This is a genomic window from Mesorhizobium sp. P2_D6 (genome assembly GCF_056404315.1).
The window spans coordinates 124,116-149,574 of sequence record NZ_JBFUEG010000003.1 but is presented as its reverse complement, the minus strand read 5'-3'; the positions used below and the strand labels follow the sequence as shown (position 1 = coordinate 149,574).

Annotated in this window: 22 protein-coding genes; 14 read left to right on the top strand and 8 right to left on the bottom strand. The window is 63.5% G+C overall.

All coding sequences use genetic code 11. The annotated features are described in order from the left end of the window. The first annotated feature begins 3 nt into the window (after positions 1-3). From AC1D1L_RS07060 to lpxB, 12 genes are all read left to right on the top strand, one after another. Positions 4-1,113, top strand: coding sequence for an aldo/keto reductase (locus AC1D1L_RS07060; protein WP_477340024.1), 1,110 nt, complete (start codon positions 4-6; stop codon positions 1,111-1,113). 151 nt (positions 1,114-1,264) lie between these two features. Next, positions 1,265-1,987: a UMP kinase gene (pyrH, locus tag AC1D1L_RS07055; RefSeq protein WP_192253866.1), complete on the top strand. Its 723-nt coding sequence runs from the start codon at positions 1,265-1,267 to the stop codon at positions 1,985-1,987. Between the two features lie 98 nt (positions 1,988-2,085). After that, positions 2,086-2,640 carry a ribosome recycling factor gene (frr, locus tag AC1D1L_RS07050; protein WP_112561637.1) on the top strand — a complete coding sequence of 185 codons (555 nt, stop codon included), beginning with the start codon at positions 2,086-2,088 and terminating at the stop codon, positions 2,638-2,640. Then, complete coding sequence (locus AC1D1L_RS07045; protein ID WP_352586170.1) at positions 2,621-3,394, top strand: isoprenyl transferase; 774 nt, start codon at positions 2,621-2,623, stop codon at positions 3,392-3,394. Before frr ends, AC1D1L_RS07045 begins: the two co-directional genes overlap by 20 nt. Before the next feature lie 8 nt (positions 3,395-3,402). Next, positions 3,403-4,218 (top strand): phosphatidate cytidylyltransferase, encoded by an 816-nt coding sequence (locus AC1D1L_RS07040; RefSeq protein ID WP_477340021.1) that lies wholly within the window; start codon positions 3,403-3,405, stop codon positions 4,216-4,218. Positions 4,219-4,322: 104 nt separating this feature from the next. Next, a complete protein-coding gene (gene rseP / locus AC1D1L_RS07035) occupies positions 4,323-5,465 on the top strand; it encodes an RIP metalloprotease RseP (protein ID WP_477340019.1) in 1,143 nt (380 codons plus the stop codon). 217 nt (positions 5,466-5,682) lie between these two features. Further along, positions 5,683-8,076, top strand: coding sequence for an outer membrane protein assembly factor BamA (bamA, locus tag AC1D1L_RS07030; RefSeq protein WP_477340017.1), 2,394 nt, complete (start codon positions 5,683-5,685; stop codon positions 8,074-8,076). A 76-nt stretch (positions 8,077-8,152) separates the two neighbouring features. Further along, on the top strand, positions 8,153-9,211 hold the full coding sequence (gene lpxD, locus AC1D1L_RS07025; RefSeq protein ID WP_477340015.1) for a UDP-3-O-(3-hydroxymyristoyl)glucosamine N-acyltransferase: 1,059 nt from the start codon (positions 8,153-8,155) through the stop codon (positions 9,209-9,211). A 1-nt stretch (position 9,212) separates the two neighbouring features. After that, entirely contained in the window at positions 9,213-9,665 is a 453-nt protein-coding gene (fabZ, locus tag AC1D1L_RS07020; protein WP_142865736.1) for a 3-hydroxyacyl-ACP dehydratase FabZ, read from the top strand. 15 nt (positions 9,666-9,680) lie between these two features. Continuing rightward, positions 9,681-10,514, top strand: a complete 834-nt coding sequence (gene lpxA / locus AC1D1L_RS07015; protein ID WP_477340013.1) for an acyl-ACP--UDP-N-acetylglucosamine O-acyltransferase — start codon at positions 9,681-9,683, stop codon at positions 10,512-10,514. After that, positions 10,501-11,403 (top strand): LpxI family protein, encoded by a 903-nt coding sequence (locus tag AC1D1L_RS07010; RefSeq protein ID WP_477340011.1) that lies wholly within the window; start codon positions 10,501-10,503, stop codon positions 11,401-11,403. Before lpxA ends, AC1D1L_RS07010 begins: the two co-directional genes overlap by 14 nt. After that, on the top strand, positions 11,393-12,571 hold the full coding sequence (lpxB, locus tag AC1D1L_RS07005; protein ID WP_477340009.1) for a lipid-A-disaccharide synthase: 1,179 nt from the start codon (positions 11,393-11,395) through the stop codon (positions 12,569-12,571). The genes AC1D1L_RS07010 and lpxB overlap by 11 nt, the downstream gene beginning before the upstream one ends. A gap of 57 nt (positions 12,572-12,628) precedes the next feature. Here the strand turns inward: lpxB and gltA are convergent, their stop codons facing one another. Beyond that, positions 12,629-13,960, bottom strand: coding sequence for a citrate synthase (gene gltA / locus AC1D1L_RS07000; RefSeq protein ID WP_142865733.1), 1,332 nt, complete (start codon positions 13,958-13,960; stop codon positions 12,629-12,631). A 181-nt stretch (positions 13,961-14,141) separates the two neighbouring features. After that, positions 14,142-15,566: a glutamate--tRNA ligase gene (gltX, locus tag AC1D1L_RS06995; RefSeq protein ID WP_477340733.1), complete on the bottom strand. Its 1,425-nt coding sequence runs from the start codon at positions 15,564-15,566 to the stop codon at positions 14,142-14,144. Positions 15,567-15,690: 124 nt separating this feature from the next. Here gltX and AC1D1L_RS06990 point away from each other — a divergent pair, with 124 nt between their 5' ends. Beyond that, positions 15,691-18,126 (top strand): ComEC/Rec2 family competence protein, encoded by a 2,436-nt coding sequence (locus AC1D1L_RS06990; RefSeq protein ID WP_477340007.1) that lies wholly within the window; start codon positions 15,691-15,693, stop codon positions 18,124-18,126. A 6-nt stretch (positions 18,127-18,132) separates the two neighbouring features. On the opposite strand, the gene lexA is transcribed toward AC1D1L_RS06990, so the two are convergent. From lexA to AC1D1L_RS06960, 6 genes are all read right to left on the bottom strand, one after another. Beyond that, the gene (gene lexA / locus AC1D1L_RS06985) at positions 18,133-18,885 is read right to left on the bottom strand and encodes a transcriptional repressor LexA (RefSeq protein ID WP_436259880.1); all 753 of its coding nucleotides are present in this window, start codon (positions 18,883-18,885) and stop codon (positions 18,133-18,135) included. Between the two features lie 117 nt (positions 18,886-19,002). Beyond that, complete coding sequence (locus AC1D1L_RS06980) at positions 19,003-20,208, bottom strand: molybdopterin molybdotransferase MoeA (RefSeq protein ID WP_477340005.1); 1,206 nt, start codon at positions 20,206-20,208, stop codon at positions 19,003-19,005. Further along, a complete protein-coding gene (gene moaC / locus AC1D1L_RS06975; protein ID WP_477340003.1) occupies positions 20,209-20,691 on the bottom strand; it encodes a cyclic pyranopterin monophosphate synthase MoaC in 483 nt (160 codons plus the stop codon). 2 nt (positions 20,692-20,693) lie between these two features. Further along, positions 20,694-21,506 (bottom strand): indole-3-glycerol phosphate synthase TrpC, encoded by an 813-nt coding sequence (trpC, locus tag AC1D1L_RS06970; RefSeq protein WP_477340001.1) that lies wholly within the window; start codon positions 21,504-21,506, stop codon positions 20,694-20,696. 4 nt (positions 21,507-21,510) lie between these two features. After that, on the bottom strand, positions 21,511-22,521 hold the full coding sequence (gene trpD / locus AC1D1L_RS06965) for an anthranilate phosphoribosyltransferase (RefSeq protein ID WP_477339999.1): 1,011 nt from the start codon (positions 22,519-22,521) through the stop codon (positions 21,511-21,513). Between the two features lie 13 nt (positions 22,522-22,534). Continuing rightward, positions 22,535-24,430, bottom strand: coding sequence for a peptidyl-prolyl cis-trans isomerase (locus AC1D1L_RS06960; protein WP_477339998.1), 1,896 nt, complete (start codon positions 24,428-24,430; stop codon positions 22,535-22,537). 146 nt (positions 24,431-24,576) lie between these two features. Between AC1D1L_RS06960 and tpiA the strand changes: the two genes are divergently transcribed. Further along, complete coding sequence (gene tpiA / locus AC1D1L_RS06955) at positions 24,577-25,347, top strand: triose-phosphate isomerase (protein ID WP_477339996.1); 771 nt, start codon at positions 24,577-24,579, stop codon at positions 25,345-25,347. Positions 25,348-25,459: the final 112 nt, after the last annotated feature.

Here is a 25,459-nt window from a genome sequence, read left to right as displayed (position 1 = left end):
ATCATGACCATGACCTATTACACGCTCGGCAACAGCGGCCTGCGCGTCAGCCGGCTGGCGCTGGGCACCATGACCTTCGGCACCGAATGGGGCTGGGGCGCGGACAGGGAAACGGCGCGCGCCATGGTCGACGCCTATGTCGAGGCCGGCGGCAATTTCTTCGACACTGCCGACCTTTACACCGGGGGCACCGCCGAAACCTGGCTCGGTGAATTCATCGCCGAACGAGGCTTGCGCGACAGGGCGGTGATCGCCACAAAATTCACCTTCAACGCGGAACCCGGCAACCCGAACGCAGGCGGCAATGGGCGCAAGAACATTTTGCGCGCCGTCGATGCTTCGCTGAAGCGGCTAGGCACCGACTATATCGACCTTTATCTCATGCACGTCTGGGACGGCTTGACGCCGGCCGAGGAGGTCATGCGCACGATGGATGATCTCGTGCGCGCAGGCAAAATTCGCCATGTCGGCCTGTCCGATGTGCCGGCCTGGTATGCGGGTCGCGCGCAAACGATCGCCGAATGGCGCGGCTACGAACCGGTGTCGGCCCTGCAGCTCGAATATTCGCTGGCCGAGCGTTCGATCGAGCATGAATTCGTGCCCTTCGGCACTCGCCATGGCGCCGGCATCATGGTGTGGAGCCCGCTGGCCAGCGGCCTGCTCAGCGGCAAATACCGGCCGACGCAGGATGGCAATGCCGGCCGGCTCGACGGCTTTCGCAACACCACCCATCCGGGATTCCAGAAATTCACCGACCGCAATTGGGCGATCGTGGCGGAACTCGAAAAGGTCGCCGCCGAGCTCGGGCGCAGCATGCCCCAGGTCGCTGTCAACTGGGCGGCAACGCAGCCGGGCATTGCCACCGTGATCCTTGGCGCCACCAAACTGGGGCAGTTGCAGGACAATCTGGCTGCGCTGGATTTCGAGATCCCCGCCGAGTTGCGCGCGCGACTGGATACGGTCAGCAAGATGCCGCCGCCATTCCCCTATTCCTTTTTCGGTTCCGAGATTCAGGCCCGGGTTACCGGCGGCGCCGTGACCGGCGATAAGCCGTCTGGCTATGCGCCGCCGTTGGTGGTCGAAGGCGCCGCCGTCAGCATCACCAGCAACTGACAGGCCGCGACGATACGGGCGGAATTGGCGAGGGGCGCCGCGTGACATCGCGGCGCCCTTCGTGTATCGGAACTCGGCATCGCGCCAGCGGCGGCGCCCGCATTAGGGCGGCCTGCCCAGGCGCGCCACACGCAACAATGACGAGGTCCAGATGACGGCAAAGCCCCTCTATCGACGTGTCTTGCTGAAAGCGTCGGGCGAAGCGTTGATGGGCGAGCAGCATTTCGGCATCGACGTCTCGGTCGTCGACCGCATCGCCGCCGATATCGCCGAAGCCCGCGCGCTCGGCATCGAGGTCGGCGTTGTGATCGGCGGCGGCAACATTTTTCGCGGTGTGGCGGTAGCGTCCAAGGGTGGCGACCGCGTCACCGGCGACCATATGGGCATGCTAGCCACGGTCATCAACTCGCTGGCGCTGCGCACCTCGCTGAACAAGATCGGCGTCGAAGCCGTCGTGCTGTCGGCGATCGCCATGCCAGAACTGTGCGAGAGTTTTTCCCAGCGCCAGGCCACCGCCTATATGAACCAGGGCAAGGTCGTCATTTTCGCCGGCGGTACCGGCAATCCGTTTTTCACCACCGATTCGGCCGCAGCCTTGCGCGCCGCCGAGATCGGCGCCGACGCTCTGTTCAAGGGCACCCAGGTCGACGGTGTTTATTCCGCCGATCCTAAGAAGGATCCGAATGCGACCCGCTTCGAGCGCATCAGCCACGCCGAAGTCATCAACAAGGGCCTTTCGATCATGGATACCGCCGCAATTGCACTTGCGCGCGAAAACAACATCCCGATAATCGTCTATTCGATCCACGAAAAAGGTGGTTTCGGCGATATTCTGAGGGGCGGCGGCCGTTGCACGATCGTCGCCGACGAGTGATCCGGAGTATACTCTCCGGAAAGGGGATCAGTTTTTCGAAAGCGGGCTATTCGGGCCCTAAGCAGTGAACCCGGGTCAAACGGGTCGAGGAGACTAAGATGAGTGGTGAGTTCGACGACCTCAAGCGGCGCATGGATGGCGCGATCGCAGCCTTCAAGCACGACCTGGCTTCGCTGCGCACCGGCCGCGCCTCCAGCAATCTGCTCGACGCCATCCAGGTCCAGGCCTATGGCACCACCATGCCGATCAACCAGGTGGCGAACGTGTCGGTGCCGGAGCCGCGCATGATTTCGGTCTCAGTCTGGGATAAGTCGATGGTCGGCGCCGTCGACCGCGCTATCAGAGAATCCAATCTCGGCTTCAATCCGATCGTCGATGGCACCAATCTCAGGATTCCGCTGCCTGAGCTCAACGAGCAGCGCCGCAAGGAACTGGTCAAGATTTCGCACGGCTACGCCGAGAACGCCCGCGTTGCGGCGCGCCATGTCCGCCGCGACGGCATGGACTTCTTGAAGAAGGCGGAAAAGGACGGCGATATCAGCGAGGACGATCAGCGCAAGCGCTCCGATCAGGTCCAGAAGCTGACCGACGAGACGATCAGCACCATCGATCACCTGCTTTCCGATAAGGAAGCTGAAATCATGCAGGTTTAGGGTCGGCCCACACCGGCCCGAAAGCGAGACCATGGCAACGCCCGCGCATGTCGCGATCATCATGGATGGAAACGGACGCTGGGCCAAGGCGCGCGGCATGCCGCGGCTTGCCGGCCATCGCGCCGGCGTCGAGGCGTTGCGCAAGACGGTGCGCGCTGCGCCCGGTCTCGGCATTTCCTTCCTGACCGTCTACGCCTTTTCGTCGGAGAACTGGTCGCGTCCAAAATCCGAAGTCAGCGACCTGATGGGGCTGTTGAAGCTGTTCATCCGCCGCGATCTGGCCGAACTGCACCAGAGCGGCGTGCGCGTCAGGATCATCGGCGACAGGGCAGGGCTGCAGCCGGACATCAGAGGCCTGCTCGAAGAGGCCGAATCGCTGACCGCCCGCAATGAGGCGCTGACGCTTATCATCGCCTTCAACTATGGCGGGCGCGACGAGATCGTGCGCACGGCGCGCAAGCTCGCAGCCGCCGTGGCGCGCGGCGAGATCGACAGCGAGGCGATCACGGCGGAATCTTTTGCCGGCGCCCTCGATACCGCGGGCATTCCCGACCCGGAGCTGGTCATCCGCACCAGCGGCGAGCTTCGGCTGTCGAACTTCCTTTTGTGGCAGGCAGCCTACAGCGAACTGGTCTTCCTGCCCTGCTATTGGCCCGATTTCAGCCGCGAACACCTGGCCGACGCACTGCGCGACTTCGCCGGCCGCGAGCGCCGCTTCGGCGGGCTCGCCGCCCAAGATGTCGCCGCCTCGTGACCGGCGGGATGAACAATCTTCAGCTTCGCATCGTCTCGGCACTGGTGCTGGCTGCAATAGCACTTGGCCTGACCTGGTTGGGCGGGCTGTGGTTCCGCTTGCTTTGCGCCGGCATGGCGGCAGTCATCTTCTATGAATGGGCGCGCATGTCGCGCCCTGCGGCCGGTGCGGCCCTCGGATTCGTTCCAGAGGCGTTGCTTCTGGTTTTCGTCGGCGCCCTGATCGCCGGCGTGCCGGCGTCGTGGCTGCTGTCTCTTGTCCTGGCCATGGTTGTCGTTGCGGCGGTCGGCGCACGCATGCGCGGAACCGCGCAATGGGATGCCGCCGGCCTTGCCTACGCAGCGCTGTCCGGCCTGTCGCTGGCGCTATTGCGCGACGGCGACCGTTCCGGCCTGATCGCGATCCTGTTTTTGTTCGCCGTGGTCTGGGCGACCGACATCTTTGCGTATTTCGTCGGCCGCGCCGTCGGCGGGCCTAAGCTTGCGCCATCGATTTCACCCGGTAAGACGCAAAGCGGCGCGCTTGGCGGTGCGGTCGGCGGCGTGGTCGCCGGCGTGCTTCTGGCCGCCGCCGCCGGGGCCGGCAATCTTGGCGTCCTCGCTTTGGTCGCGTTAGTGTTGTCTATTGTCGCCCAGGCTGGCGACCTCTTCGAATCCTGGGTCAAGCGCCGGCACGGCCGCAAGGATTCCAGCGCGTTGATACCAGGGCACGGCGGCGTCATGGACAGGGTGGATGGGCTTGTCGCGGCGGCTTTTGCCCTATACGTCATCGGTTGGATTTCGGCGGGCGCCGATCATCCGGCGCAGGGGCTTTTTCCGGCTTGAGCGGCATTTGATGGCGAAGAAATGGCGCGTGCCACGGATTCGCCTGGATTGATGTCACAGTCGCGGCGTCACCTTTTCGCCGTGGGTGAATTTGAGGGCACGACTTGAACGAGATACTTCACGCGTTTTTCAGCACGCAAGGCTTTGTCCTCGGCACGCTGGTGCCGTTTCTGTTCGTGCTGACCGTCGTCGTCTTCGTTCACGAAATGGGCCACTACCTCGTCGGCCGTTGGTGCGGCATCGGCGTAAAAGCCTTCTCGATCGGCTTCGGCCCTGAGCTTTTCGGCTTCAACGACAGCCACGGCACGCGCTGGAAGCTCTGCGCCATACCGCTCGGTGGCTATGTCAAATTCGTCGGCGACATGAGCGCCACATCGAGCCAGCCCGGCACGGAAGAGCTGGAGAAGCTGACCGATGCCGAACGCGAAGTTGCCTTCCACACACGGCCGATCTGGAAGCGCGCGGCCACGGTGGTTGCCGGGCCGCTGTTCAACTTCCTTTTGACCATCGCCGTCTTCACCGTGATGTTTTCTCTCTATGGCCGCCCGGTGCTGGAGCCGATGGTGGCTCAAGTCACCGCCGGTAGCCCGGCGGAAAAGGCCGGCATTTTGCCCGGCGATCGATTCGTCGCCGTCAACGGCAGCAAGGTTGAGACCTTCGCCGACGTCCAGCGCCTTGTGCAGGGTCGCGCCGGCGACTCGCTCACCTTTACGATGCTGCGCGATGGCAAGGAGATCACCGTCACCGCAACGCCGGAGTTGATGGAACAGCAGGACGCGCTGGGCAACAAAACCAAGGTGGCCGTCATCGGCGTCGTCAACAACAAGGAGCTCGGTCAGCCGAGGGTGATCACCTACAGTCCGATTGGCGCGCTCGGAGCGGCGGTAGAGCAGACGGGGCAGGCCATTCAGGGCACTGGCAACTTCCTGCAACGTTTCGTCGTCGGCCGCGAAGACAAATGCCAGCTGGGCGGTCCGATCAAGATCGCCAAGATGTCGGGCCAGGCGGCCAAACTCGGCTTCGAATGGCTGGTGCAACTTGTTGCATTGCTGTCAGTCGGGATCGGAATTCTGAACCTTTTGCCGATTCCCCCCCTCGACGGCGGCCATCTCCTGTTCTACGCCATCGAAGCCGTTTTCCGGCGTCCGGTATCGGAGCGGATGATGGAAATGGGGTACCGGGCCGGCCTCTTTCTGGTGCTGGGATTTATGGGCTTCGTTTTCTGGAATGATCTGTTTGGGTGCTGAAATCATGAAGAAATTCGGCTTCGGCACCGGCAATGTTGAGACGCCGTTTACCATGCGCGGGGGTATGCGTGACGCGAAAGCCACGCATCAGGGTTAAGTAATTACAAATTAACCAGAAGCCTTGCGTGTAGGGAAAATCCGGTTAATACGGTAGGGGAAATTACCGCACGTCCGGTTTTCTCGCCGTGGGGACTTCGAGAAAAGGTACAAAAGCCCGATGAAGGCAGCATCCAAGTTTTTGAGCGCCGCGTCCGCGGTGGCTATGTCCGCCGCTCTGGTTGTGCCAGGCGCGCTCGCCGTGCAGTTCGTTGCCACATCTGCTGCGCAGGCGGCCGTTGTCTCGAGAGTCGAGGTCAGTGGCAACCAGCGTGTCGACGCCGACACCATCCGCAATTACATCACCATCAAGCCGGGCAAGGCGTTTTCCAGCGCCGATATCGACGATGCGGTCAAGGCGCTGTTCGGCACCGGGCTGTTCTCGGACGTCCAGATCAACCAGGTCGGCTCGGCGCTGGTCGTCAAGGTGTCTGAATATCAGGTGGTCAACCAGGTCCTGTTCCAGGGCAACAAGAAGCTCAAGGACAACGCGCTGGCAATTGCGGTGCAGTTGAAGCCGCGCAGCACCTTCTCGCAGGCAACGCTCGATTCCGACGTCGAGGCGGTAAAGGCCGCCTACAGGCGCATCGGCCGTGACGATGCCGCCGTGACGACGCAGATCATGGATCTCGGCGACAACCGCGTGAACGTGGTCTTCAACATCAACGAAGGCGGCCGCACCAAGATCGCTGCGGTCAATTTCGTCGGCAACAGCGCTTATTCGAGCCGCCGCCTGTCCGACGTCATCGCCACCAAGCGCTCAAGCATCCTGTCCTTTGTGCTGCGCGACGACGTCTATGACGAGGACAAGCTGCGCGCCGACCAGGAGGCGCTGCGTCGCTTCTACTACAATCACGGCTATGCCGACTTCCAGGTGGTTTCCGCTGTCGGTGAGCTCGACGACACCACCAACCAGTATACTGTTACCATCACTGTGCAGGAAGGCGATCGCTACACGTTCGGCGATGTCAGCGTCGAGAGCACCATTCCGGAAGTCGATTCGAAGTCGCTGGAATCGGTGGTCCAGACCCACAAGGGCGATGTCTACAACGCCAAGGATGTCGAGGACACGATCATCGCTCTGACCGAGAAGGTCGCGGGTTCGGGCTATGCCTTCGCCCAGGTCACGCCGCGCGGCGACCGCAACTTCGAGAACCACACCATTTCGGTCGTTTATACGATCGACCAAGGTACCAAGGCCTATATCGAGCGCATCGAGATCCGCGGCAACGATCGCACGCGCGACTATGTCATTCGCCGTGAGTTCGACGTCAGCGAAGGCGACGCCTTCAACCAGGTCCTCATTCAGCGCGCGAAGAAGCGGCTGGAAGCGCTGGATTATTTTGAGAAAGTCGACATTTCGACTATTCCCGGCTCCGAGCCTGACCAGGTCGTACTCGTGGTTGACGTGGTCGAGAAGTCGACCGGCGAATTCTCGGTCGGCGCCGGCTATTCGACCGGTGGCGAGACCGCAGGTCCGTCCGTCGAAGCATCGATCGCGGAGCGCAACTTCCTCGGTCGCGGCCAGTTCATCAAGGTCGGCGCCGGCGGTGGTAAGAACTCGCGCGACTACAGCCTCTCCTTCACCGAGCCCTATTTCCTCGGACGCCGTATCGCCGCTGGGTTTGATATCTTCCAGCAGACGCGCAACTACGACCACTATGACAGCGAGACGCTCGGTGCAACGGTCCGCTTCGGCCTGCCGATCACCGACAATATCTCGACGCAGCTGGCGTACAATATCGCCCAGGAGAAGTACAAGCTCGACGACGGTTGCGATAACAATCCTCCTATCCCGGGCAACGCACCTGGCGACGGGATTCCGGATGCCGACTGCAATATATCTCCGGCGATCGTCGAGGGAATTGACGAAAGCCCGTGGATCAAGTCGTCGGTCAGCCTTGGGCTGGTCTACAACACCATCGACGACATGAAGAGCCCGCATGAAGGCATCTACGCCACCTCGACGGTGGAAGTGGCCGGCCTTGGTGGCGATGCTAAATTCGTCAAGGTTACCGGTCGTGGCACCGTCTACCAGACCTTGTCCGAACAGCTGGATCTGGTCGGCCTAATTTCAGGCGGCGCTGGCCATATTGCGGGCTATGGTGATAACGGCCTGCGTATCTTCGATCAGTTTCAGAGCAGCGACCGCATGATCCGCGGTTTCGAGTATGGTGGCATTGGCCCTGCGGACATCAATACGGGTGACCATCTCGGCGGTACCACCTATTTCAATGCGTCGGCGGAAGCCCAGTTCCCGGTACCGGTCATTCCGGAAAGCTTCGGCCTGCGTGGCGCAGTGTTTGCAGATGCCGCCACATTGTATGGCAGCAATATTGACACCGCTGGTGTCACCCAAACCTCAACTGACATGAAGCTGCGCGCCTCGGTTGGTGTCGGCTTGTTGTGGTCGTCGCCTTTCGGCCCGATCCGCATCGACTACGCGATCCCGGTCAAGAAAGAGTCGACCGACGACGTGCAGGAATTCAACTTCGGCATGTCGAGCCGCTTCTGACGTTCGGGTAACGATGCTTCCGGGCCGTTGGGGTCCGGAAGAAACTGATCCGACCTAGCTGGATATTGCTTCTGGAATGACCGATCCGGTGTTCTTCGCGCCATCACGCCGGTATACGGCCGGCGAAGTCGCGAATCTGACCGGCGCTGCGCTAGTCGATTCCGACCTTGCCCACATATCGATCGACGCCTTGGCGCCAGCCAGTGAAGGCGGCGAGGGTGCGCTCGTCTTCGTCGACGGCAAGCGAAATTTCGCGCTGATGCAGTCGCTGAAGGCGGCGGCGGTGCTTTGTCCCACCGAATTCGCCGCCAAGGCGCCGGCCGGCATCGCGGTTCTGGTCCATCCTCGGCCGCAACAGGCTTTCGCCATGGTCGGCCGGCTGCTGTTCCCGATGGCGGCCACCCCTGGACCGATGACCAGCGAAACCGGGGTCTCCCCGCAGGCTCATGTCGATGCCTCGGCGCATATCGAGGCCGGCGCGATCATCGAAGCCGGAGCGGTCATCGGCCCACGCGCTTCCATCGGCGGCGGAACGGTCATTGCGCCCCACGCCGTTATCGGCCCCTCCTGCCAGATCGGTCGCGATGGCTATATTGGTCCAGGCGTCAGCGTCCAGTATGCGCTGATCGGCAACCGCGTCATCATCCATGGTGGCGCCCGCATCGGCCAGGACGGGTTTGGCTTCGTCGGCGGTGCCAAAGGGCCCGAGCGTGTGCCGCAGATCGGCCGCGTCATCATCCAGGACGATGTTGAAATCGGCTCGAACACGACAGTCGATCGCGGCGCCATGTCGGATACAATCATCGGCCAGGGCACCAAGATCGACAATCTGGTGCAGATCGCCCATAACGTTCGCATCGGCCGCAATTGCATTATAGCAGGGCTTTCGGGTATCTCCGGCTCCGTCGTCGTCGGCGATGGTGTCACCATGGGCGGTGGCGTTGGCCTTGCCGATCATTTGACCATAGGATCGGGGGCCAAGCTTGCGGCGAGAAGCGGGTTCATGAGCAACGTGCCGGCCGGCGAGATCTGGGGAGGCTATCCGGCACAGCCGATGGCGGAAGCTATGCGCGAGATCGCCATGCTGCGCAAGCTCGCCAGGACGCGCAAGCAGGGCGAGGGGGGAAGTAGCTGAGATGGTGCCGGCGACGCTCGAAGCGGTCGATATATTGGGGTTGATGAAGCTTTTGCCGCATCGCTATCCCTTCCTGATGATCGACCGCATTGTCGAGATCGATGGCAACGACTCGGCCATCGGTATCAAGAACGTGACCATCAATGAGCCGCATTTCCAGGGCCATTTCCCGGACCAGCCGGTGATGCCGGGCGTGCTGATCGTCGAGGCCATGGCACAGACGGCCGGGGCGATCTGCATTCGCAGTCTCAACACGGAAAAGCCGTCACTGGTCTATTTCCTGACCATCGACAACGCGAAATTCCGCAAACCGGTCGTTCCGGGCGACCAGTTGAAGATTCACGTCAAGAAAATCAAGATGCGCGGCAACCTGCTCAAATTCGCCTGCGAGGCCATGGTGGAAGGCGCAAAGGCCGCCGAAGCCGAGATCTCGGCCATGATGGTTACCGGCTGACGGTTCGACATGCTCATGAAAATACAGACTTCAATCCATCCCTCGGCCGTTATCGAGGCCGGTGCCCAAATTGGCGAAGGCGCCTCTATCGGACCTTTCTGCTTTGTCGGCGCTGACGCCGTGATCGGTGACCGGGTCGAACTGGTCAGCCATGTCTCGGTGCTGGGTGCGACCACCATCGGCGTCGGGACCAAGGTCTATCCGATGGCGATACTGGGCGGGCCGCCACAAAACACCAAGCACAAGGGTGGCCGCACCACATTGGTTATCGGCCAGAACTGCACGATCCGCGAAGGCGTGACCATGCATCTCGGCACCGATTCCAGCCGTGGCGAGACGACCGTCGGCGACAATGGCAATTTCCTTGCCTATGCCCACATTGCCCATGACTGCGTCGTCGGCAACAACGCTACCTTCGCCAACGGGGCCACGCTGGGCGGCCATTGCGAGGTCGGCAACAATGTCTATATAGGCGGCCTGACGGCCGTTCATCAGTTTGTCCGTATCGGCGACAACGCCTTTCTCGGCGGCTGCTCGGCGATTGTCGGCGATGTCATCCCCTACGCCATTGCCGTCGGCAACCGCGCCAGCCTGCGCGGCCTCAACATCATCGGCCTGAAGCGCTCAGGCCTGTCGCGCGCCGAAATCCAGGTGCTGCGCAAGACTTACAAGACGATCTTCGACCGCTCCCGCACCGTCGGCGAAAACATTGAATTCGCCAAGGCCGAGTTCGCCTCGTCGCCGACCGCAATGAAAATCATCGATTTCATCACCAGTCGCGGCAAACGGCACTATGCCGTCCCGTCGCTTAAAGGTGGCGCCGGCGACGATGCCGATGACGAAGACTGAGGCCAGGACAACGGGCCTCGATCTCGCGCCGGACGCCAGGGTCGGCATCATCGCCGGCGGCGGCAGCCTGCCGGTCGAAGTTGCCGCCGGCCTGGCAGAGGCCGGACATCCGCCGGTCATGATCTTGGTCGAAGGCCAGGCCGACCGTCAGTCCGAGCTCACCATCTATGAGCATGAAAGCCTCGCCCTGGAAGACATTGGCTCGCTGGTTGCGTTGCTGAGGCGACGACGGATCACCCATCTTGTGCTTGCCGGCGAGATCAGGCGCAGGCCGCGGCTGGTCGACATGCGCCCGAGCCTTGGCCTGCTGGCGCTGATACCCTCGGTGGCGATGGCGCTTGCGCGCGGCGATGACGGCCTGTTGAAGATATTGACCCGCGGCCTGGAGGCGCGCGGCATCAAAGTTGTCGGCGCGCATGAGGTCGTGCCGAAACTTGTCGCGGCCGAAGGGCCGCTGACCAAGGCAGTGCCGCGAAAGTCTGACTGGCGCGATATCGAAGCGGCGCATGCGGCGGCAAAGGCCATCGGCGCGCTCGACATTGGTCAGGCGGCCATCGCCATCGGTGGCCGCACTATTGCCCTGGAAGGCGTCGAGGGCACTCATGGACTGCTCGAGCGGACGCAGCAGCTGCGAGGCCATGGCAGGCTCGCCGGCAAGACGCGCGGTGTCCTAGTCAAATGTGCAAAGCCCGGCCAGGAACTGCGCGCCGATCTGCCGTCCATCGGCCCGCAGACGGTCGAGGCAGCACACGCCGCAGGGCTTGCCGGCATTGCCGTCGAGGCCGGCCGTTCGCTGATCCTCGAAGGTCCCGTCGTTGTCGCGCGCGCCAACGCGCTTGGACTGTTCGTGTATGGCCTGCCGGCCGCGGGGCCTGGCCATGGCAACTGAGAAGCCGCTGAAGATCGCCATCGTCGCCGGCGAAGAGTCCGGTGACTTGTTGGGCGCCGACATCGTCCAGTCGCTAAAGCGCATGACCGGGCGCGATATCAGGCTGGTCGGCATTGGCGGGCGGCATCTGCAGGCGCTCGGGCTGGTGCCGCTGTTCGACGGGACCGAGATCGCGCTGATGGGACTCAGCGCCATTCTACGCGACCTGCCGCGCCTGATGCGGCGCATCAGCCAGACGGCTAGTGCGGTCGCTGCTGAGAAACCCGACTGTCTGATCACCATCGACAGCCCTGACTTTTCTTTGCGCGTGGCCAAAAAGGTCCGCGCCGCCGATCCTTCCATCCCGATCGTCCATTATGTCTGCCCGAGTGTCTGGGCATGGCGGCCGGGCAGGGCGGTGGCGATGAAGCCCTATGTCGACCACATACTGTGCATCCTGCCTTTCGAGGTGAAGGAGCTCAGCCGTCTCGGCGGCCCGCCCGGCACCTATGTCGGACACCGCCTCACGCGTGATCCGGGTGTGCTCAGCGCGGCAAGGGCGCAAGGCCAGCCGCGCGATCTCTCGGCGGACCGCGTCAAGACATTGCTTGTGCTGCCCGGATCGCGGCGCGGCGAGGTAAGCCGGCTTATCGATCCCTTCGGCCAGACAATCTCGGCGCTGCGCGCGCGCGGGCACCGCCTGCGCCTGCTGTTGCCCACGGTGCCGCATGTCGCCGACTTGGTCAAAACATCGGCCGCACGCTGGGACGAGAAGCCTGAGATCATCCTCGATGCCGAGCGCAAATGGCAGGCCTTCGGCAAGGCCGATGCGGCGTTGATTGCTTCGGGAACGGTATCGCTCGAACTGGCGCTGTCTGGTGTGCCGATGATCTCATGCTACCGGCTCGATCCGGTGATGCGCATGGTCCAGGGGCTGGTCACGGTGTGGAGCGCCGCCTTGCCCAATCTGATCGCCGACCAGGCGATCGTGCCGGAGCATTACAACCAATATGTGCGACCGCGCTATCTGGCGCGGCAGCTCGAGGCTCTGTTTTCAGACACAGCCTATCGCACCTGGCAAAAGGACGGTTTTGCCGAGGTTGCCAGGCGCATGGCCACTGACAAGCCCTCCGGCGATATCGCGGCGGATATCGTTCTTCGCCACATCAAGCTTCGTCACTCCAACTAAAAAGCGCCCTTGCGGGCGCTTTTTGCAATATCATGGCGAAACCGCATGCGGCTTCGATTACCGCTTTGCGATCGGCACGTAGTCGCGTTCCGGCGCGCCGGTATAGAGCTGGCGCGGGCGGCCGATCTTCTGGTGTGGATCCTCGATCATCTCCTTCCACTGCGCGATCCAGCCGACGGTGCGGGCGACCGCGAACAGCACGGTGAACATGGTGGTGGGGAAGCCCAGCGCCTTCAGCGTGATGCCGGAATAGAAGTCGACGTTTGGATAGAGCTTCTTCTCGATGAAGTAGGAATCGGTCAGCGCGATCTTTTCCAGCTCCATGGCGATGTCGAGCAGCGGATCGTCCTTGATGCCAAGTTCGCCCAGCACCTCATGCGCGGTCTTCTGCATGATTTTCGCGCGAGGATCGTAGTTCTTGTAGACGCGGTGGCCAAAGCCCATCAGCCGGAATGGATCGTTCTTGTCCTTGGCGCGGGCGATGAATTCCGGGATGTGGTCGACATGGCCGATCTCGCCCAGCATGTTGAGCGCGGCCTCGTTGGCGCCGCCATGTGCCGGGCCCCACAGGCACGCGATGCCGGCGGCGATGCAGGCGAACGGATTGGCACCAGACGAGCCGGCAAGACGCACCGTCGAGGTCGAGGCGTTCTGCTCGTGGTCGGCATGCAGGATGAAGATACGCTCCATGGCGCGCGCCAGCACCGGGTTGATCTTGTATTCCTCGCACGGCACGGCAAAGCACATGTGCAGGAAGTTGGCGGCGAAGTTCAGCTCGTTCTTCGGGTAAATGAAAGGCTGGCCGATATGGTATTTGTAGGCCATGGCCGCGATCGTCGGCATCTTGGCGATCAGCCGCATCGAGGCGACCATGCGCTGATACGGGTCCGAAATGTCGGTGGAGTCGTGATAGAAGGCCGACAGCGCGCCGACCACGCCGCACATCACAGCCATTGGGTGCGCGTCGCGGCGGAAGCCGGTGAAGAAGCGCGACATCTGCTCATGCACCATGGTGTGGCGCGTCACCCGGTAGTCGAAATCGTCCTTCTGCGCCTTGGTCGGCAGTTCACCGTAGAGCAGCAGGTAGCAGACTTCGAGGAAGTCGCCGTGCTCAGCCAGCTGGTCGATCGGATAGCCGCGGTGCAGCAGGATGCCGGCATCGCCGTCGATGAAGGTGATCGCCGACTCGCAGCTCGCCGTCGAGGTGAAGCCAGGGTCGTAGGTAAAGGCGCCGGTGGTGTTGTAGAGCGCACCGATGTCGATGACGTCAGGCCCGACCGAGCCGCTTCGCACCTTGAATTCGTGCGTCTTGCCGGCCAGTTCGAGCGTGGCAGTCGACGGGTGCGTCGTCTTGCTGCCGGTTTCCAGTTTTGTCGCAGCTTCGCTCATTCTCAAACTCCTTCATGTTCCTCATGCCGGCAAGGCAATTCCTGCTAACGACACGTCGAAATCACCGGAATGCGCGAACTCGCCACCGCATTTTGGGAGGTGCGTGCCAGATTGGGCCAGGGCCTAATGTTGCACTGCGAAACGCGCCTTTCAATGCCAATCTTCTTGGGCCAGTTCGCTCCTAATCGATTTGATCCGCAATCCGCGCCAGGCTTTCGTCGCGGCCGAGCACGGCAAGCACGTCGAAAACGCCGGGCGAGGTGCTGCGCCCGGTAAGGGCTGCCCTCAGCGGTTGGGCCACGGCGCCAAGCTTGTGGCCGCCGGCCGCCGCGAACTCGCGCACCGCGGCTTCCGCAGCAGCGGCCGTCCATTCGCCCGAAACCGTCTGCAAAGCCGCGTGTGCGCCACGCAGGATCGCCCGCGCGTCGGCATTGAGCAGGGCTGCCGCCTTCTCGTCGATCGGCAGCGGCCGCTCGACGAACAGGAAGCCGGCGCCGTCGGCAAGCTCGACCAGTGTCTTGGCGCGCTCCTTCAGGCCGGGCAGGGCGGCCAGCAGCTGCGCCTTCCTGGTGTCGTCGAGGCGGGCGGCCAGCGCCGGACCGCCTTCGAGATAGGGAAGAGTGGCGACGAAGATGTCGAGAAGTGCCTGATCATCCATTTTGCGCATATGCACGCCGTTAAGCGCGTCGAGCTTGGCGAAGTCGAAGCGCGCCGCACCCTTGTTGACGTCGCCGATGTCGAACCATGAGATCATGTCCTTGATCGACATCACCTCGTCGTCGCCATGGCTCCAGCCGAGGCGGGCGAGATAATTGAGCAGCGCCTCGGGCAGATAACCCATGGCGCGGTAGGCCTCGACGCCGAGCGCGCCATGCCGCTTCGACAGCTTGGCGCCGTCGGCGCCATGGATCAGCGGGATGTGCGACATGGACGGCACCTCCCAGCCCATGGCGTTGTAGATCACCGTCTGGCGCGCGGCGTTGGTCAGATGGTCGTCGCCACGAATGATGTGGGTGACGCCCATGTCGTGGTCGTCGACGACGACGGCATGCATGTAGGTCGGGACACCATCCGAGCGCAGGATAATGAAATCGTCGAGATCCTTGTTGGGGAAGCGCACCTCGCCCTGCACGCGGTCATGCACCACGGTCTCGCCCTCGGTCGGCGCCTTGATGCGGATGGCGCCTTTGACTCCGGCGGGCGCCTCGGAGGGGTCGCGGTCGCGCCACGCACCATTATAGCGCGGCGGCAGGCTCTTGGCGCGCGCCGCCTCGCGCATCGCCTCAAGCTCAGCCGGTGTTTCGTAGGCGTAATAGGCCTTGCCCAGGCGCACCAACTCCTCGGCCACCTCGCGGTGGCGCGGCGCACGCTCGAACTGCGAGACGGCCCCGCCATCCCAGGACAGGCCGAGCCAGGTAAGCCCATCGAGAATGGCCTGGGTTGCCGCTTCCGTGGAACGCTCGCGGTCGGTGTCCTCGATGCGCAGCAGCATCGTGCCGTCGGTGTGCTTGGCATACAGCCAGTTGAACAGCGCCGTGCGCGCGCCACCGATATGCAGGTAGCCGGTGGGCGAGGGGGCAAAACGGGTGACCACCCTGTTGGACATGGCAATTTTGTTGGACATTGCAATTCTCGGGCAAGGCTAGAAAACGGGGGGCGTGATCGCGCGGACTTTCGCGCTTTGCGCGTTCATGTAGCATAGGGGGTCTGGGGCGCAAGGGGCAGACCCGATGGCTGGACGTGGCCGGGGCGAGGATCAAGGCGAGGGCGCTGCGACAAGCGTCAACGAACGCTCCTTGTTTGCCGATAGTCCCAACGCCGAGCCGATGCCCGTCGCGCTGCCCGAGACGCGACCTGGCCTCCGGCCTTTGTCTCCGAATGACACTGCGTCGGTGCCGGTCGCTGTGCCCGGATCCGCCATCCGTTTGCGTAGGCTGCTGCGCCGTTCGACATGGCCAGCAATCCGTCGCAGCCTTGCCGTGGCCGCCGGCACCGAACTCGACCGCGGCGTCGCCTTCCTGCTTGTGCCGGTTTTCCTGGCGGCCGGCGTCATCATTTATTTCTCGCTGGCCAGCGAGCCGGGCTTTGCCCAACCAATCGCGATTGTGCTGCTCATGGCCTGTTGCGCAGCCGTCGCGCGGTCCTGGCCGAAGACGCATCTGCTCTGCGTGGCCGCGATGCTGTGCGCGCTCGGCGTCGTCGCCGCCAAGGTCGAGACCTGGCGCGCCGGAACGCAAATGCTGGGCTCCGAGATCCAGACACGGCTGACCGGACGCGTCGTCAGCCTTGAGGAGATGGAAAACGGCCGCGTCAGGCTGACGCTCGACATTATTTCCACCGCTCACCCCAAGCTGCGCTACGCGCCGGAGCGGGTCAGGCTCTCGGCGCGTGGGATTCCGGCCGATATGACCGCCGGCTCCCTCATCGCCGGCTATGCCAGGCTGTTGCCGCCGACGGGTCCGGTGCGACCGGAGAGCTACGATTTCTCCTTCGACAGCTATTTCGCCGGTATCGGCGGCAGCGGCTTCTTTCTCGGCAATCCGAAAACCATTGCTTCGCAGGGCCCGCCGCCGCTGACCGCACGGCTCTCTTCGGCAATCGAGAATGCGCGCGAAAACATTGCCGACCATATCAGGGGCAAAATCGGCGGCGCCGAAGGCGAGATTGCCGCGGCGCTCATAGTCGGCGTGCGCGCCGGCATTCCGGACGAGGTCAACGAGGCTATGCGGCGCACTGGCATCTACCACATCATCTCCATTTCCGGCCTGCACATGGCGCTGGTCGCCGGCACCATCATGGCATTGTTGCGCGGCGCCTTCGCGCTGTTTCCCGATTTCTCCTCGCGCCGGCCTGTCAAGAAATATGCCGCCGCAGCGGCACTTGTTTCCATCGCCGCCTATCTCGTCATTTCAGGCATCGTGGTTGCCGCCGAGCGCAGCTTCATCATGCTGGCGGTCATGCTTGTCGCGGTGCTGTTTGATCGCGCAGCGCTGACCATGCGCAATCTGGCGATCTCGGCCATCGCCGTCATCCTTGTGTCGCCGCATGAGGTTGTCGGCCCGAGTTTCCAGATGTCGTTTGCGGCCACCGCCGCCCTTGTCGGCGCCTATGCCGGCTGGGCCGACTACCGTGCCGACAAGGTGAGAACGCCGCCCGCAAGGCGCTCGTTCGTCGGCTTTCTGTCGCGAAGATTCCTGCTGGCCATGGGCGGCCTCGCCATGACCTCGATCATTGCCGGAAGTGCCACCGCGCTATTCGCCATCTGGCATTTCCAGCGCGTGTCGCCACTCAGCCTGCTCGCAAATCTGGCCGTGATGCCGATTGTGTCGTTGATCGTCATGCCCTTCGCCGTGCTCAGCGCGCTGGCGATGCCGTTCGGCGCCGATGGACCGTTCCTTTATGTGATGGGCAAGGGCCTGGCGGCGATGATCGCCATCTCCGCCTGGATTTCCGAACGTTCGCCGGTCGATGCCGTCGGCCTGATCTCTATCCGCTCGGTGCTGCTGGTGGCGGTCGCCCTCGTCATCGCCACCATGGCCACCACGTGGCTGAGGCTGGCGGCCGTGCCTTTCGCGCTGGCCGGCCTGTTGACTGTGCCACAGGTGCGCACGCCCGATCTGCTTATCTCGGAAGATGCGCATCTGGTGGCATTGCCGATCGGCGGCGGCGAACTCGCGCTCAACCGGGAACGCTGGAACGAATTCACCACCGATAATTGGAAACGGGCATTGAGAGCCGAAACCATTATCCCGCCTGAGATTTTCGAGGCAACGGACACGCGGTTCGATCTAGACCCGCTCGACCTGCCGCCAGGCTCGCCCTTCTATTGCACAGGCAATCTCTGCATTGCCCGGCATCCGGCCGGAGCCATCATCGCGCTGGCAAAAGACCGCAACACAGCGCGGCCAGCCTGCGCTTTCGCGAGCCTGATCGTCATCGACGACGCCACCGCCTACAATCCGTGCCGCGACCCGCTGGTGCTGGTCGTGACCAAGAAGCAACTTGCCCGCGATGGCAGTGCCGCCGTCTTCTTCGACCCACAATCGGCCGCGACAGCGCCAATGATCCGTTTCGCCGTCGACAAGCCCTATCGTCCCTGGCACGAGCAACGCCGCTTCTCACGCGAAGCACGCGGTCTGCCGCCTTACAAGCGGCTCGAAAAGTAAGCCGGCTCAGTAGCGCCGGATCAGGCCGACCAGCTTGCCCTGCACCTTGACCCTGTCCGGCCCGAAGATGCGGGTTTCGTAGGCCGGGTTGGCGGCTTCCAGCGCGATCGAGGCGCCCTTGCGGCGGAAGCGCTTCAACGTCGCTTCCTCTTCATCGACCAGCGCCACCACGATCTCGCCGGGGCTCGCCGTATCGGCATTGCGGATGATCACCGTATCGCCGTCGAAAATGCCGGCCTCGATCATCGAGTCACCCTTGACCTCGAGCGCATAGTGTTCGCCGCCCATGATCATGTCCGGCGGCACCGAGATCGAATGCGTCTGGTGCTGGATTGCGTCGATCGGCACACCGGCGGCGATGCGGCCCATCACCGGGATCGACACCGCGGAAACGGCGTCGTCATTGCCGGCCGACATCGAACGAGACGAGGAGGCCGGCTTGATCTGGCGGCCGAGACCGCCTTGGCCCTGACCGCCTTGGCCGAGACTGCCCTGGATGATGCTTGGCGAAAACTTCTTCGCCGCATTGAGGCCGGGTGCGATCGAGTCGGGCAGCCGCAGCACCTCGAGCGCGCGCGCCCGGTTCGGCAACCGGCGAATGAAGCCACGCTCCTCAAGCGCCGTGATCAGGCGGTGAATGCCGGACTTGGACGCGAGGTCGAGCGCCTCCTTCATCTCGTCGAAAGACGGCGGGATTCCGCTCTCCTTCAGGCGTTCATGGATGAACATCAGAAGTTCATGTTGTTTACGCGTCAGCATCGCGGCCCCCACGGGTTCTGAAACCAGAATCGGAAAAAACAAACCCAGAACAAACACTATCTGTTCCAGTTGTGTTCCGCAACCTTTTAAAGTTTAATGAATGTGTTGACGTTTTGTTCAGCGTAACATCAGGACGCTGCAGGCGGCACCCGCGGCGGCGGCCGGAGCGAAGGGCTCGCGCACGATCAAGCCGTTGGCGTCGGCCAGCATTCTCAGCATCGAGGAATCCTGGATGCCGAACGGCGTCGCCACCCGTGCGCCGGTTTCTTCGCTCACCACGGCGCGCACATAGTCTTGCCTCAGATCATTGGCCGCCATCGCGGCGCCAAGCTGCGCCGGGCGGATGTCCTGCCGGTACGTGCGGCCGCCGAGCTGCGCCAAAAGCGGCTTCAAGAACAGCTGCGAACAGACCAGGCTCGCCACGGGATTGCCGGGCAGGCCGATGCACCTGATGTCGCCGAGACGCCCGAACATCAGCGGCTTGCCCGGGCGCATGGCGAGCTTCCAGAAATCGAGCTTCATGCCTTCGCCGGTCAGCACGTCGTGCACGAGGTCGTGGTCGCCAACCGAGGCGCCGCCGAGCGTGACGATGACGTCGGCCTTTGCCGCGACCGCCTTGCGCACCAGCGCCGCTATGTCGGCCTTGCGATCTGCCGCGATGCCGAGATCAAGCGCTTCGGCGCCGACAGACTGCGCGGCGGCCGCGACGCCGTAAGCGTTGGAGGAGATGATCTGATCCGGACCGGGGTCACGCCCCGGCGGCAGCAACTCGTCGCCGGTGGCGATGATGGCGACCAGCGGCCGGCGCACGACGTTGAGCAGTGGATGATTGGCCGACGCCGCAAGCGACAATGCGGCCGGATCGAGCACGCGACCTTGTTGCAGGAGCAGGTCGCCTTGCGAGAAATCCAATCCACGACGGCGGATATTACAGTCTTTTGCGGTCGGCTCGGTGACCTCGATATGGCCATTGCCAAGGTCGCGGACATTCTCCTGGATGACGATCGTGTCGGCACCTTCGGGCAGCGGCGCGCCGGTAAAAATGCGGACAGCCTCCGCCCTGCCGACTGAGCCGGCAAAGCCGCGGCCGGCCGGCGCCATGCCGATCACCGAAAGCCGCGTCGGGGCGGATGCCACATCCTGCGCCCGCGCGGCATAGCCGTCCATGGCTGAGGCGTTGAAGGGCGGCTGGGTGCGTAGCGCCACGACAGGCTCCGCCAGCACCCGGCCGGCCGCATCGGCCAGCGCGATGCTTTCACCCGGTAGCGCCGCAGCGCCGTCGAGGAGGCGTTGAAGCGCCTCGGCGACCGGAACCAGCGCCATTTACGAACCCGCCTTGTAGTCGCCGGACTTGCCGCCGGTCTTTTCCACCAGCCTTATGCCGGAAATCACCATGGCGCGGTCGGCCGCCTTGGCCATGTCGTATATGGTCAGGCAGGCCACGGATGCCGCGGTCAGCGCCTCCATCTCGACCCCGGTCTTGCCGGTGACGCGGGCGAGCGCGGTGACCCTGAGGCCGGGCAAAGCGGGGTCCGGCTCGATGTCGACCGACACCTTGGTCAACAGCAGCGGATGGCAGAGCGGGATCAGCTCATGCGTCTTCTTGGCCGCCATGATGCCGGCGATGCGCGCTGTGCCCAGCACATCGCCCTTCTTGGCGTCGCCATCGAGGATCATCTTCAGGGTTTCAGGCCGCATCGAGACAAAGCCCTCCGCGATTGCCGTGCGCGTCGTCTCCTCCTTGTCGCCGACATCGACCATGTTGGCCTCGCCCTTGGCGCCGAGATGGGTGAGGGCGGCTGTCATCGTCAGATGGCCTCTGCCGTCGCCTTGCCTGTCAAAAGCAGGCGCGTTGCCGCCGCGACATCCTCTTGCCGCATCAGGCTTTCGCCGACGAGGAAGGTTTCGATGCCGGTCTTTTGCATCCTGAGGCAGTCGTCGTGGCTGAAAATGCCGCTCTCGCTGACCAACAAGCGGCCTCCCGGCACCATCGACGCCAGACGCTCCGAAGTTTCGAGACTGGTCTCGAATGTCCTGAGGTTGCGGTTGTTGATGCCGATCAGCTGCGATGACAGTTTTACCGCGCGCTGCGTCTCGGCCTCGTCATGCACCTCGATCAGCGCATCCATGCCGAGTTCGAATGCGGTCGCTTCCAGTTCGCTTGCCAGCGCATCATCGACGCTGGCCATGATGATCAAGATGGCGTCGGCGCCCCAGGCGCGTGCCTCGTAGACCTGGTAGGGATCGAACAGGAAATCCTTGCGCAGCGCCGGCAGCGACACCGCCTTGCGCGCGTTGGTGAGAAATTCCGGCGCGCCCTGGAAGGACGGCGCATCGGTCAGCACCGAAAGACAGGCAGCGCCGCCTTTCTGATAGGCTTGCGCCAGCGCCGGCGGGTCGAAATCGGCGCGGATCAACCCTTTGGAAGGGCTCGCCTTCTTGATTTCGGCGATCAGGGCAAAGTTGCCCGACCTACGCTTCGCCTCGAGCGCCCTGAGAAAGCCGCGCGGCGCGTCCGCGTCCTTGGCCCGCGCCTTGATCTCGGCCAGCGGGATCCGCGCTTTCGCAGCCGCGATCTCGTCACGCTTGTAGGCCTCGATCTTGCGCAGAATGTCAGCCACGGCTCTATCCGTTCGAAATCTCGACCAGCCTGTCGAGCACGCCGAGCGCCCGGCCGCTGTCGATGGCTTGTGCCGCCGCCGCCATGCCGTCGGCCAGCGTTGTCGCCTTGCCCGCCACCACCATGCCGGCGCCGGCATTCATCAGCACCGTGTCGCGATAGGCGCCGGCAGCGCCGCCCAGCATGTCGCGCAACGCCTTGGCGTTGTAGGCGGCGTCGCCGCCGCGCAACTCGTCCTTGGTGTGGCGCTGCAAACCGACCGCTTCGGGGGAGAGCGTAAAATGGCGGATCTCGCCGCCGGCCAGTTCCGCAACTTGCGTCTCGCCAGTGGTGGTGATCTCGTCATAGCCGTCGCCATGGACGACCCAGGCGTGGTCTGTGCCCAGCGCTTTCAACGTCTCGGCCACCGGCACGATCCATTCCGGCAGGAAAACGCCGACCATCTGGCGGCTGACGCTGGCCGGATTGGACAGCGGGCCAAGCAGGTTGAAGATGGTGCGGGTGCCGAGCTCGACGCGGGTCGGGCCGACATGCTTCATCGCCGGATGATGCGCCGGCGCGAACATGAAGCCGACGCCGGCCTCATGGATGCAGCGGCCGATCGTCTCCGGCGGGATATCGATCTTGACGCCGAGCGCAACCAGCACGTCGGCGGCGCCCGTCAGCGACGACAGGCCGCGATTGCCATGCTTTGCCACCGGCACGCCGCAACCGGCGATGACGAAGGCCGAAGCCGTCGAGATGTTGACCGAATGGGAGTTGTCGCCGCCGGTGCCGACGATGTCGATGGCGCCTTCAGGCGCTTCGACGCGCAGCATCTTGGCGCGCATGGTGGCAACGGCGCCGGAGATCTCGCTCACCGTCTCGCCGCGCACGCGCAGCGCCATCAGGAAGCCGCCGATCTGGCCCGGCGTCGCGTCGCCCGACATGATGATGTCGAAGGCTTCGCGCGCTTCCTCGAAGGTAAGCGCGGTCCCGGTGGCGACCTTGGCGATATGGATCTTGAGGGCGCTCATAGGGCCAAAACGTTCATTGGGCTACGGCTTGTGCAACGGCGGCCTGGTCGATGCTGACGGCGTATTGCGTCTGCAATTGCGCCACCAACTGGTCGAGCAGATCGTCGGACATGCCTTGCGTGAAGGATTTCTGCGCGTCGTCGGGAACCGAACTGGCGTCGGCTCCGGCCGGCTCGAACACTTCGGCCACCTTGAACAGAATCTGGCCTTCGCCGGTGGGCGAGGGGATCAGCCCTGTGCCGCCTTCGCCGACGCCGAACATCGCTGCAGCGCCGTCCTTGCCGAAATCGACGTCGTCGGCCTCGCGCTTCACGCCGCGCTTGGTCTGCTTTTCGAGCTTCAGTTCGCGGGCGATGACATCGAGTGTGGTGCCGGCCTTGAGGCGTTTGTCGAGTTCGTCTGCCTTCGCGGTCAGCCGCTTGGTCGTTTCCTCGGTCGTCCAGTCGGCCACCACCCTCTGGCGAACCTCGTCCAGCGTGCGGTCGCGAGCCGGCGTGATCGATGTCAGCTCGTAGAATACGAAGCCATTGTTGGTCGTGGTCAGGGCTTCATTCTCGGTGTTGGGCTCAGCCTCGAACACCGCCTTGATCAGGTCAGGCGATGCCGGCAGGTCTTTGATGATGGTCCCGTCCGGCTTGAGGCCGGTGCGGTCGATGGCCTCGACGGTGACGTCCTTGAGCTTCAGTTTGGCGGCGGCTTCGGCGAGCGTGCTGCCGGCGGCGCGGGTGTCTTCGTAATTGTCGTGCACGTCGAGCAGGATGCGGCTTGCTTCGCCCAGTGCCAGATCCTTGCGGATCTGGTCAGACACTTCGGCCAGCGGCTTCACCACTTCCGGCTTGATCTCGGTGACGCGCAAAAGCACCGGGCCGAACGTGCCCTGGACGACCGAGCTGACTTCGTTGACGGCAAGCGCGAATGCGGCATCGGCGACCGCCTTGTCGCTGATCTTGTCCTTGGAGAGCGTGCCAAGCAGCGTATCGGCCTGGGTCTTTCCTTGCGCGGTGACGATCTTGTCGAAGGTGGCGCCCGTCTTCAGCGAATCGGACGCGGCCTTGGCGGCGTCCAGCGTCGGAAACACCAGCTGTTCGATGGTGCGCATTTCCGGCGTGGTGTAGCGCCCTTTGTTCTTGTTGTAGTCGTCGCTGACCTGCTGGTCGGTCACGGCGCTGATATCCATGATGTCTTCAGGCTCGAGCCGGACATAGGAGAATTTGCGGTATTCCGGCGCCGCGTAGGTTTTCTTGTTGGTCTCGAAATAGGCCTGAAGCACGCTGTCGGATGGTGCCTGGATCGGCTCGACCAGCGCCTTCGGCAAGGTCAAATAGTCGATGGTGCGGTCTTCGCCGCGATAGAGCGCGACCGCCTTGAAGAAGGTGTCCGGAGCCTTGAGGCCGTCCGAAACCGCCTCGACGATCTGCTGGCGCACCGCCACCTGAGCCCGGTTCTTCAGATAGTCCTCCGGCCGCATGCCGAGTTCGCGCAGCCGGGATTCGAACAGCCGGCGATCGAACTGGCCATTCGGGCCCTGGAAGGCAGGTTCCTGGCGCGTCAGTTCGGCCAGCCTGTCCTTGGAGAAGCCAAGTCCGAGCTTGCGCGCCTGTTCGTCGAGGACGGCGCCCGACACAAGCTGCGCCAGCACCTGGTTGTCGATGCCATAGGCCTTGGCCTGCTCGCGGCTGATGCGCTGGCCGATCTGCTGCTGCAGCATGTTGATCTGGCGATCGTAGGCGAGGCGGTATTCGGTGATCGACACGGTGGTGCTGCCGGCGGTTATGACCGCGTGATGGCCGGCCATGAAGCCGCCCGCCAAGCGGGTGGTAACGCCCCAGGCGGCAAAGCTCGCCACCAGCAGTAACAGCAGGGTCTTCGCGACCCAGGTCCCCGCCGCGCTTCTCAATATACCAAGCATTGTTACTTCCGATTTTTCCGCACTTTCGTGTGCGCCCGAGTCTGAAACAAGCGCAATAGCGCCCTTCCGGCTCACTGTCGATTGCTTTGTGGCCTGATTTTGGTAGGGAGGGCGAGACCCCAATGTCGCCCGGAGAACCAGATCCCATGACGCCAGGAATTCGACCGCTCGTTGCCGGCAACTGGAAAATGAACGGCACCAGCGCCTCGCTGAACGAGCTCAGGATGATCGGCAACGGCTTCATGAGCGGGCTCGATGCCGAGACAGAAGCATTGGTCTGCGTGCCGGCGACCTTGCTGTCGCGCGCGGCCGAAATCCTGTCGCGCACGCCGGTGCGGGCCGGTGGCGAGGATTGCCACATCAAGGAAAGCGGCGCCTTCACCGGCTGTATCTCGGCCGAGATGCTGAAGGATGCCGGCGCCAGCCACGTCATCGTCGGCCACTCCGAGTGCCGGGAACAGCGTGGCGAGGACGATGCGACTGTCCAGGCGAAGGCGTCTGCCGCATGGCGCGCCGGGCTTGTGGCCATCATCTGCATCGGCGAAACCAAGGCCGAGCGCGAAGCGGGCGCCGCGCTCGACGTGCTGTCGCGCCAGGTCGCCGGCTCGGTGCCGCCAAGTGCAACGCCGGCCAATACCGTCATCGCCTATGAACCGGTATGGGCGATCGGCACCGGCCTGACGCCAACCGCCGACGACGTGGCCGAGGCGCATGCGCATATTCGCGAAAAACTGTCGGAGGGGCTCGGCACCGCAGTGGCCGGCAAGATCCGCATCCTCTATGGCGGCTCGGTCAAGCCGTCCAACGCGGTCGAACTGCTCGGCGTCAAGAACGTCGACGGCGCGCTCGTCGGCGGCGCCAGCCTGAAGGCGGCGGATTTTCTCGCCATCGCCGAAGCCTACGAGAATATCGCGTAGGCTCGGCCGCTCCCTCGCCGACTTATGAAACGCCGCGCCGCGGCCGAAATCGTTGCAAAGGGCGCATTGCTTCCCATATTCCGGCCACGGGCTTGGAAATGCCGTTAAAGCA

Excerpts from the sequence above, each read along its gene's own strand:
- AC1D1L_RS07060 (WP_477340024.1), top strand. The coding sequence starts at position 4 with ATGACCATGACCTATTACACGCTCGGCAACAGCGGCCTGCGCGTCAGC.
- pyrH (WP_192253866.1), top strand. The coding sequence starts at position 1,265 with ATGACGGCAAAGCCCCTCTATCGACGTGTCTTGCTGAAAGCGTCGGGC.
- frr (WP_112561637.1), top strand. The coding sequence starts at position 2,086 with ATGAGTGGTGAGTTCGACGACCTCAAGCGGCGCATGGATGGCGCGATC.
- AC1D1L_RS07040 (WP_477340021.1), top strand. The coding sequence starts at position 3,403 with ATGAACAATCTTCAGCTTCGCATCGTCTCGGCACTGGTGCTGGCTGCA.
- bamA (WP_477340017.1), top strand. The coding sequence starts at position 5,683 with ATGAAGGCAGCATCCAAGTTTTTGAGCGCCGCGTCCGCGGTGGCTATG.
- lpxD (WP_477340015.1), top strand. The coding sequence starts at position 8,153 with ATGACCGATCCGGTGTTCTTCGCGCCATCACGCCGGTATACGGCCGGC.
- fabZ (WP_142865736.1), top strand. The coding sequence starts at position 9,213 with ATGGTGCCGGCGACGCTCGAAGCGGTCGATATATTGGGGTTGATGAAG.
- lpxA (WP_477340013.1), top strand. The coding sequence starts at position 9,681 with ATGAAAATACAGACTTCAATCCATCCCTCGGCCGTTATCGAGGCCGGT.
- AC1D1L_RS07010 (WP_477340011.1), top strand. The coding sequence starts at position 10,501 with ATGACGAAGACTGAGGCCAGGACAACGGGCCTCGATCTCGCGCCGGAC.
- lpxB (WP_477340009.1), top strand. The coding sequence starts at position 11,393 with ATGGCAACTGAGAAGCCGCTGAAGATCGCCATCGTCGCCGGCGAAGAG.
- gltA (WP_142865733.1), bottom strand. The coding sequence starts at position 13,960 with ATGAGCGAAGCTGCGACAAAACTGGAAACCGGCAGCAAGACGACGCAC.
- gltX (WP_477340733.1), bottom strand. The coding sequence starts at position 15,566 with ATGTCCAACAGGGTGGTCACCCGTTTTGCCCCCTCGCCCACCGGCTAC.
- AC1D1L_RS06990 (WP_477340007.1), top strand. The coding sequence starts at position 15,691 with ATGGCTGGACGTGGCCGGGGCGAGGATCAAGGCGAGGGCGCTGCGACA.
- lexA (WP_436259880.1), bottom strand. The coding sequence starts at position 18,885 with ATGCTGACGCGTAAACAACATGAACTTCTGATGTTCATCCATGAACGC.
- AC1D1L_RS06980 (WP_477340005.1), bottom strand. The coding sequence starts at position 20,208 with ATGGCGCTGGTTCCGGTCGCCGAGGCGCTTCAACGCCTCCTCGACGGC.
- moaC (WP_477340003.1), bottom strand. The coding sequence starts at position 20,691 with ATGACAGCCGCCCTCACCCATCTCGGCGCCAAGGGCGAGGCCAACATG.
- trpD (WP_477339999.1), bottom strand. The coding sequence starts at position 22,521 with ATGAGCGCCCTCAAGATCCATATCGCCAAGGTCGCCACCGGGACCGCG.
- AC1D1L_RS06960 (WP_477339998.1), bottom strand. The coding sequence starts at position 24,430 with ATGCTTGGTATATTGAGAAGCGCGGCGGGGACCTGGGTCGCGAAGACC.
- tpiA (WP_477339996.1), top strand. The coding sequence starts at position 24,577 with ATGACGCCAGGAATTCGACCGCTCGTTGCCGGCAACTGGAAAATGAAC.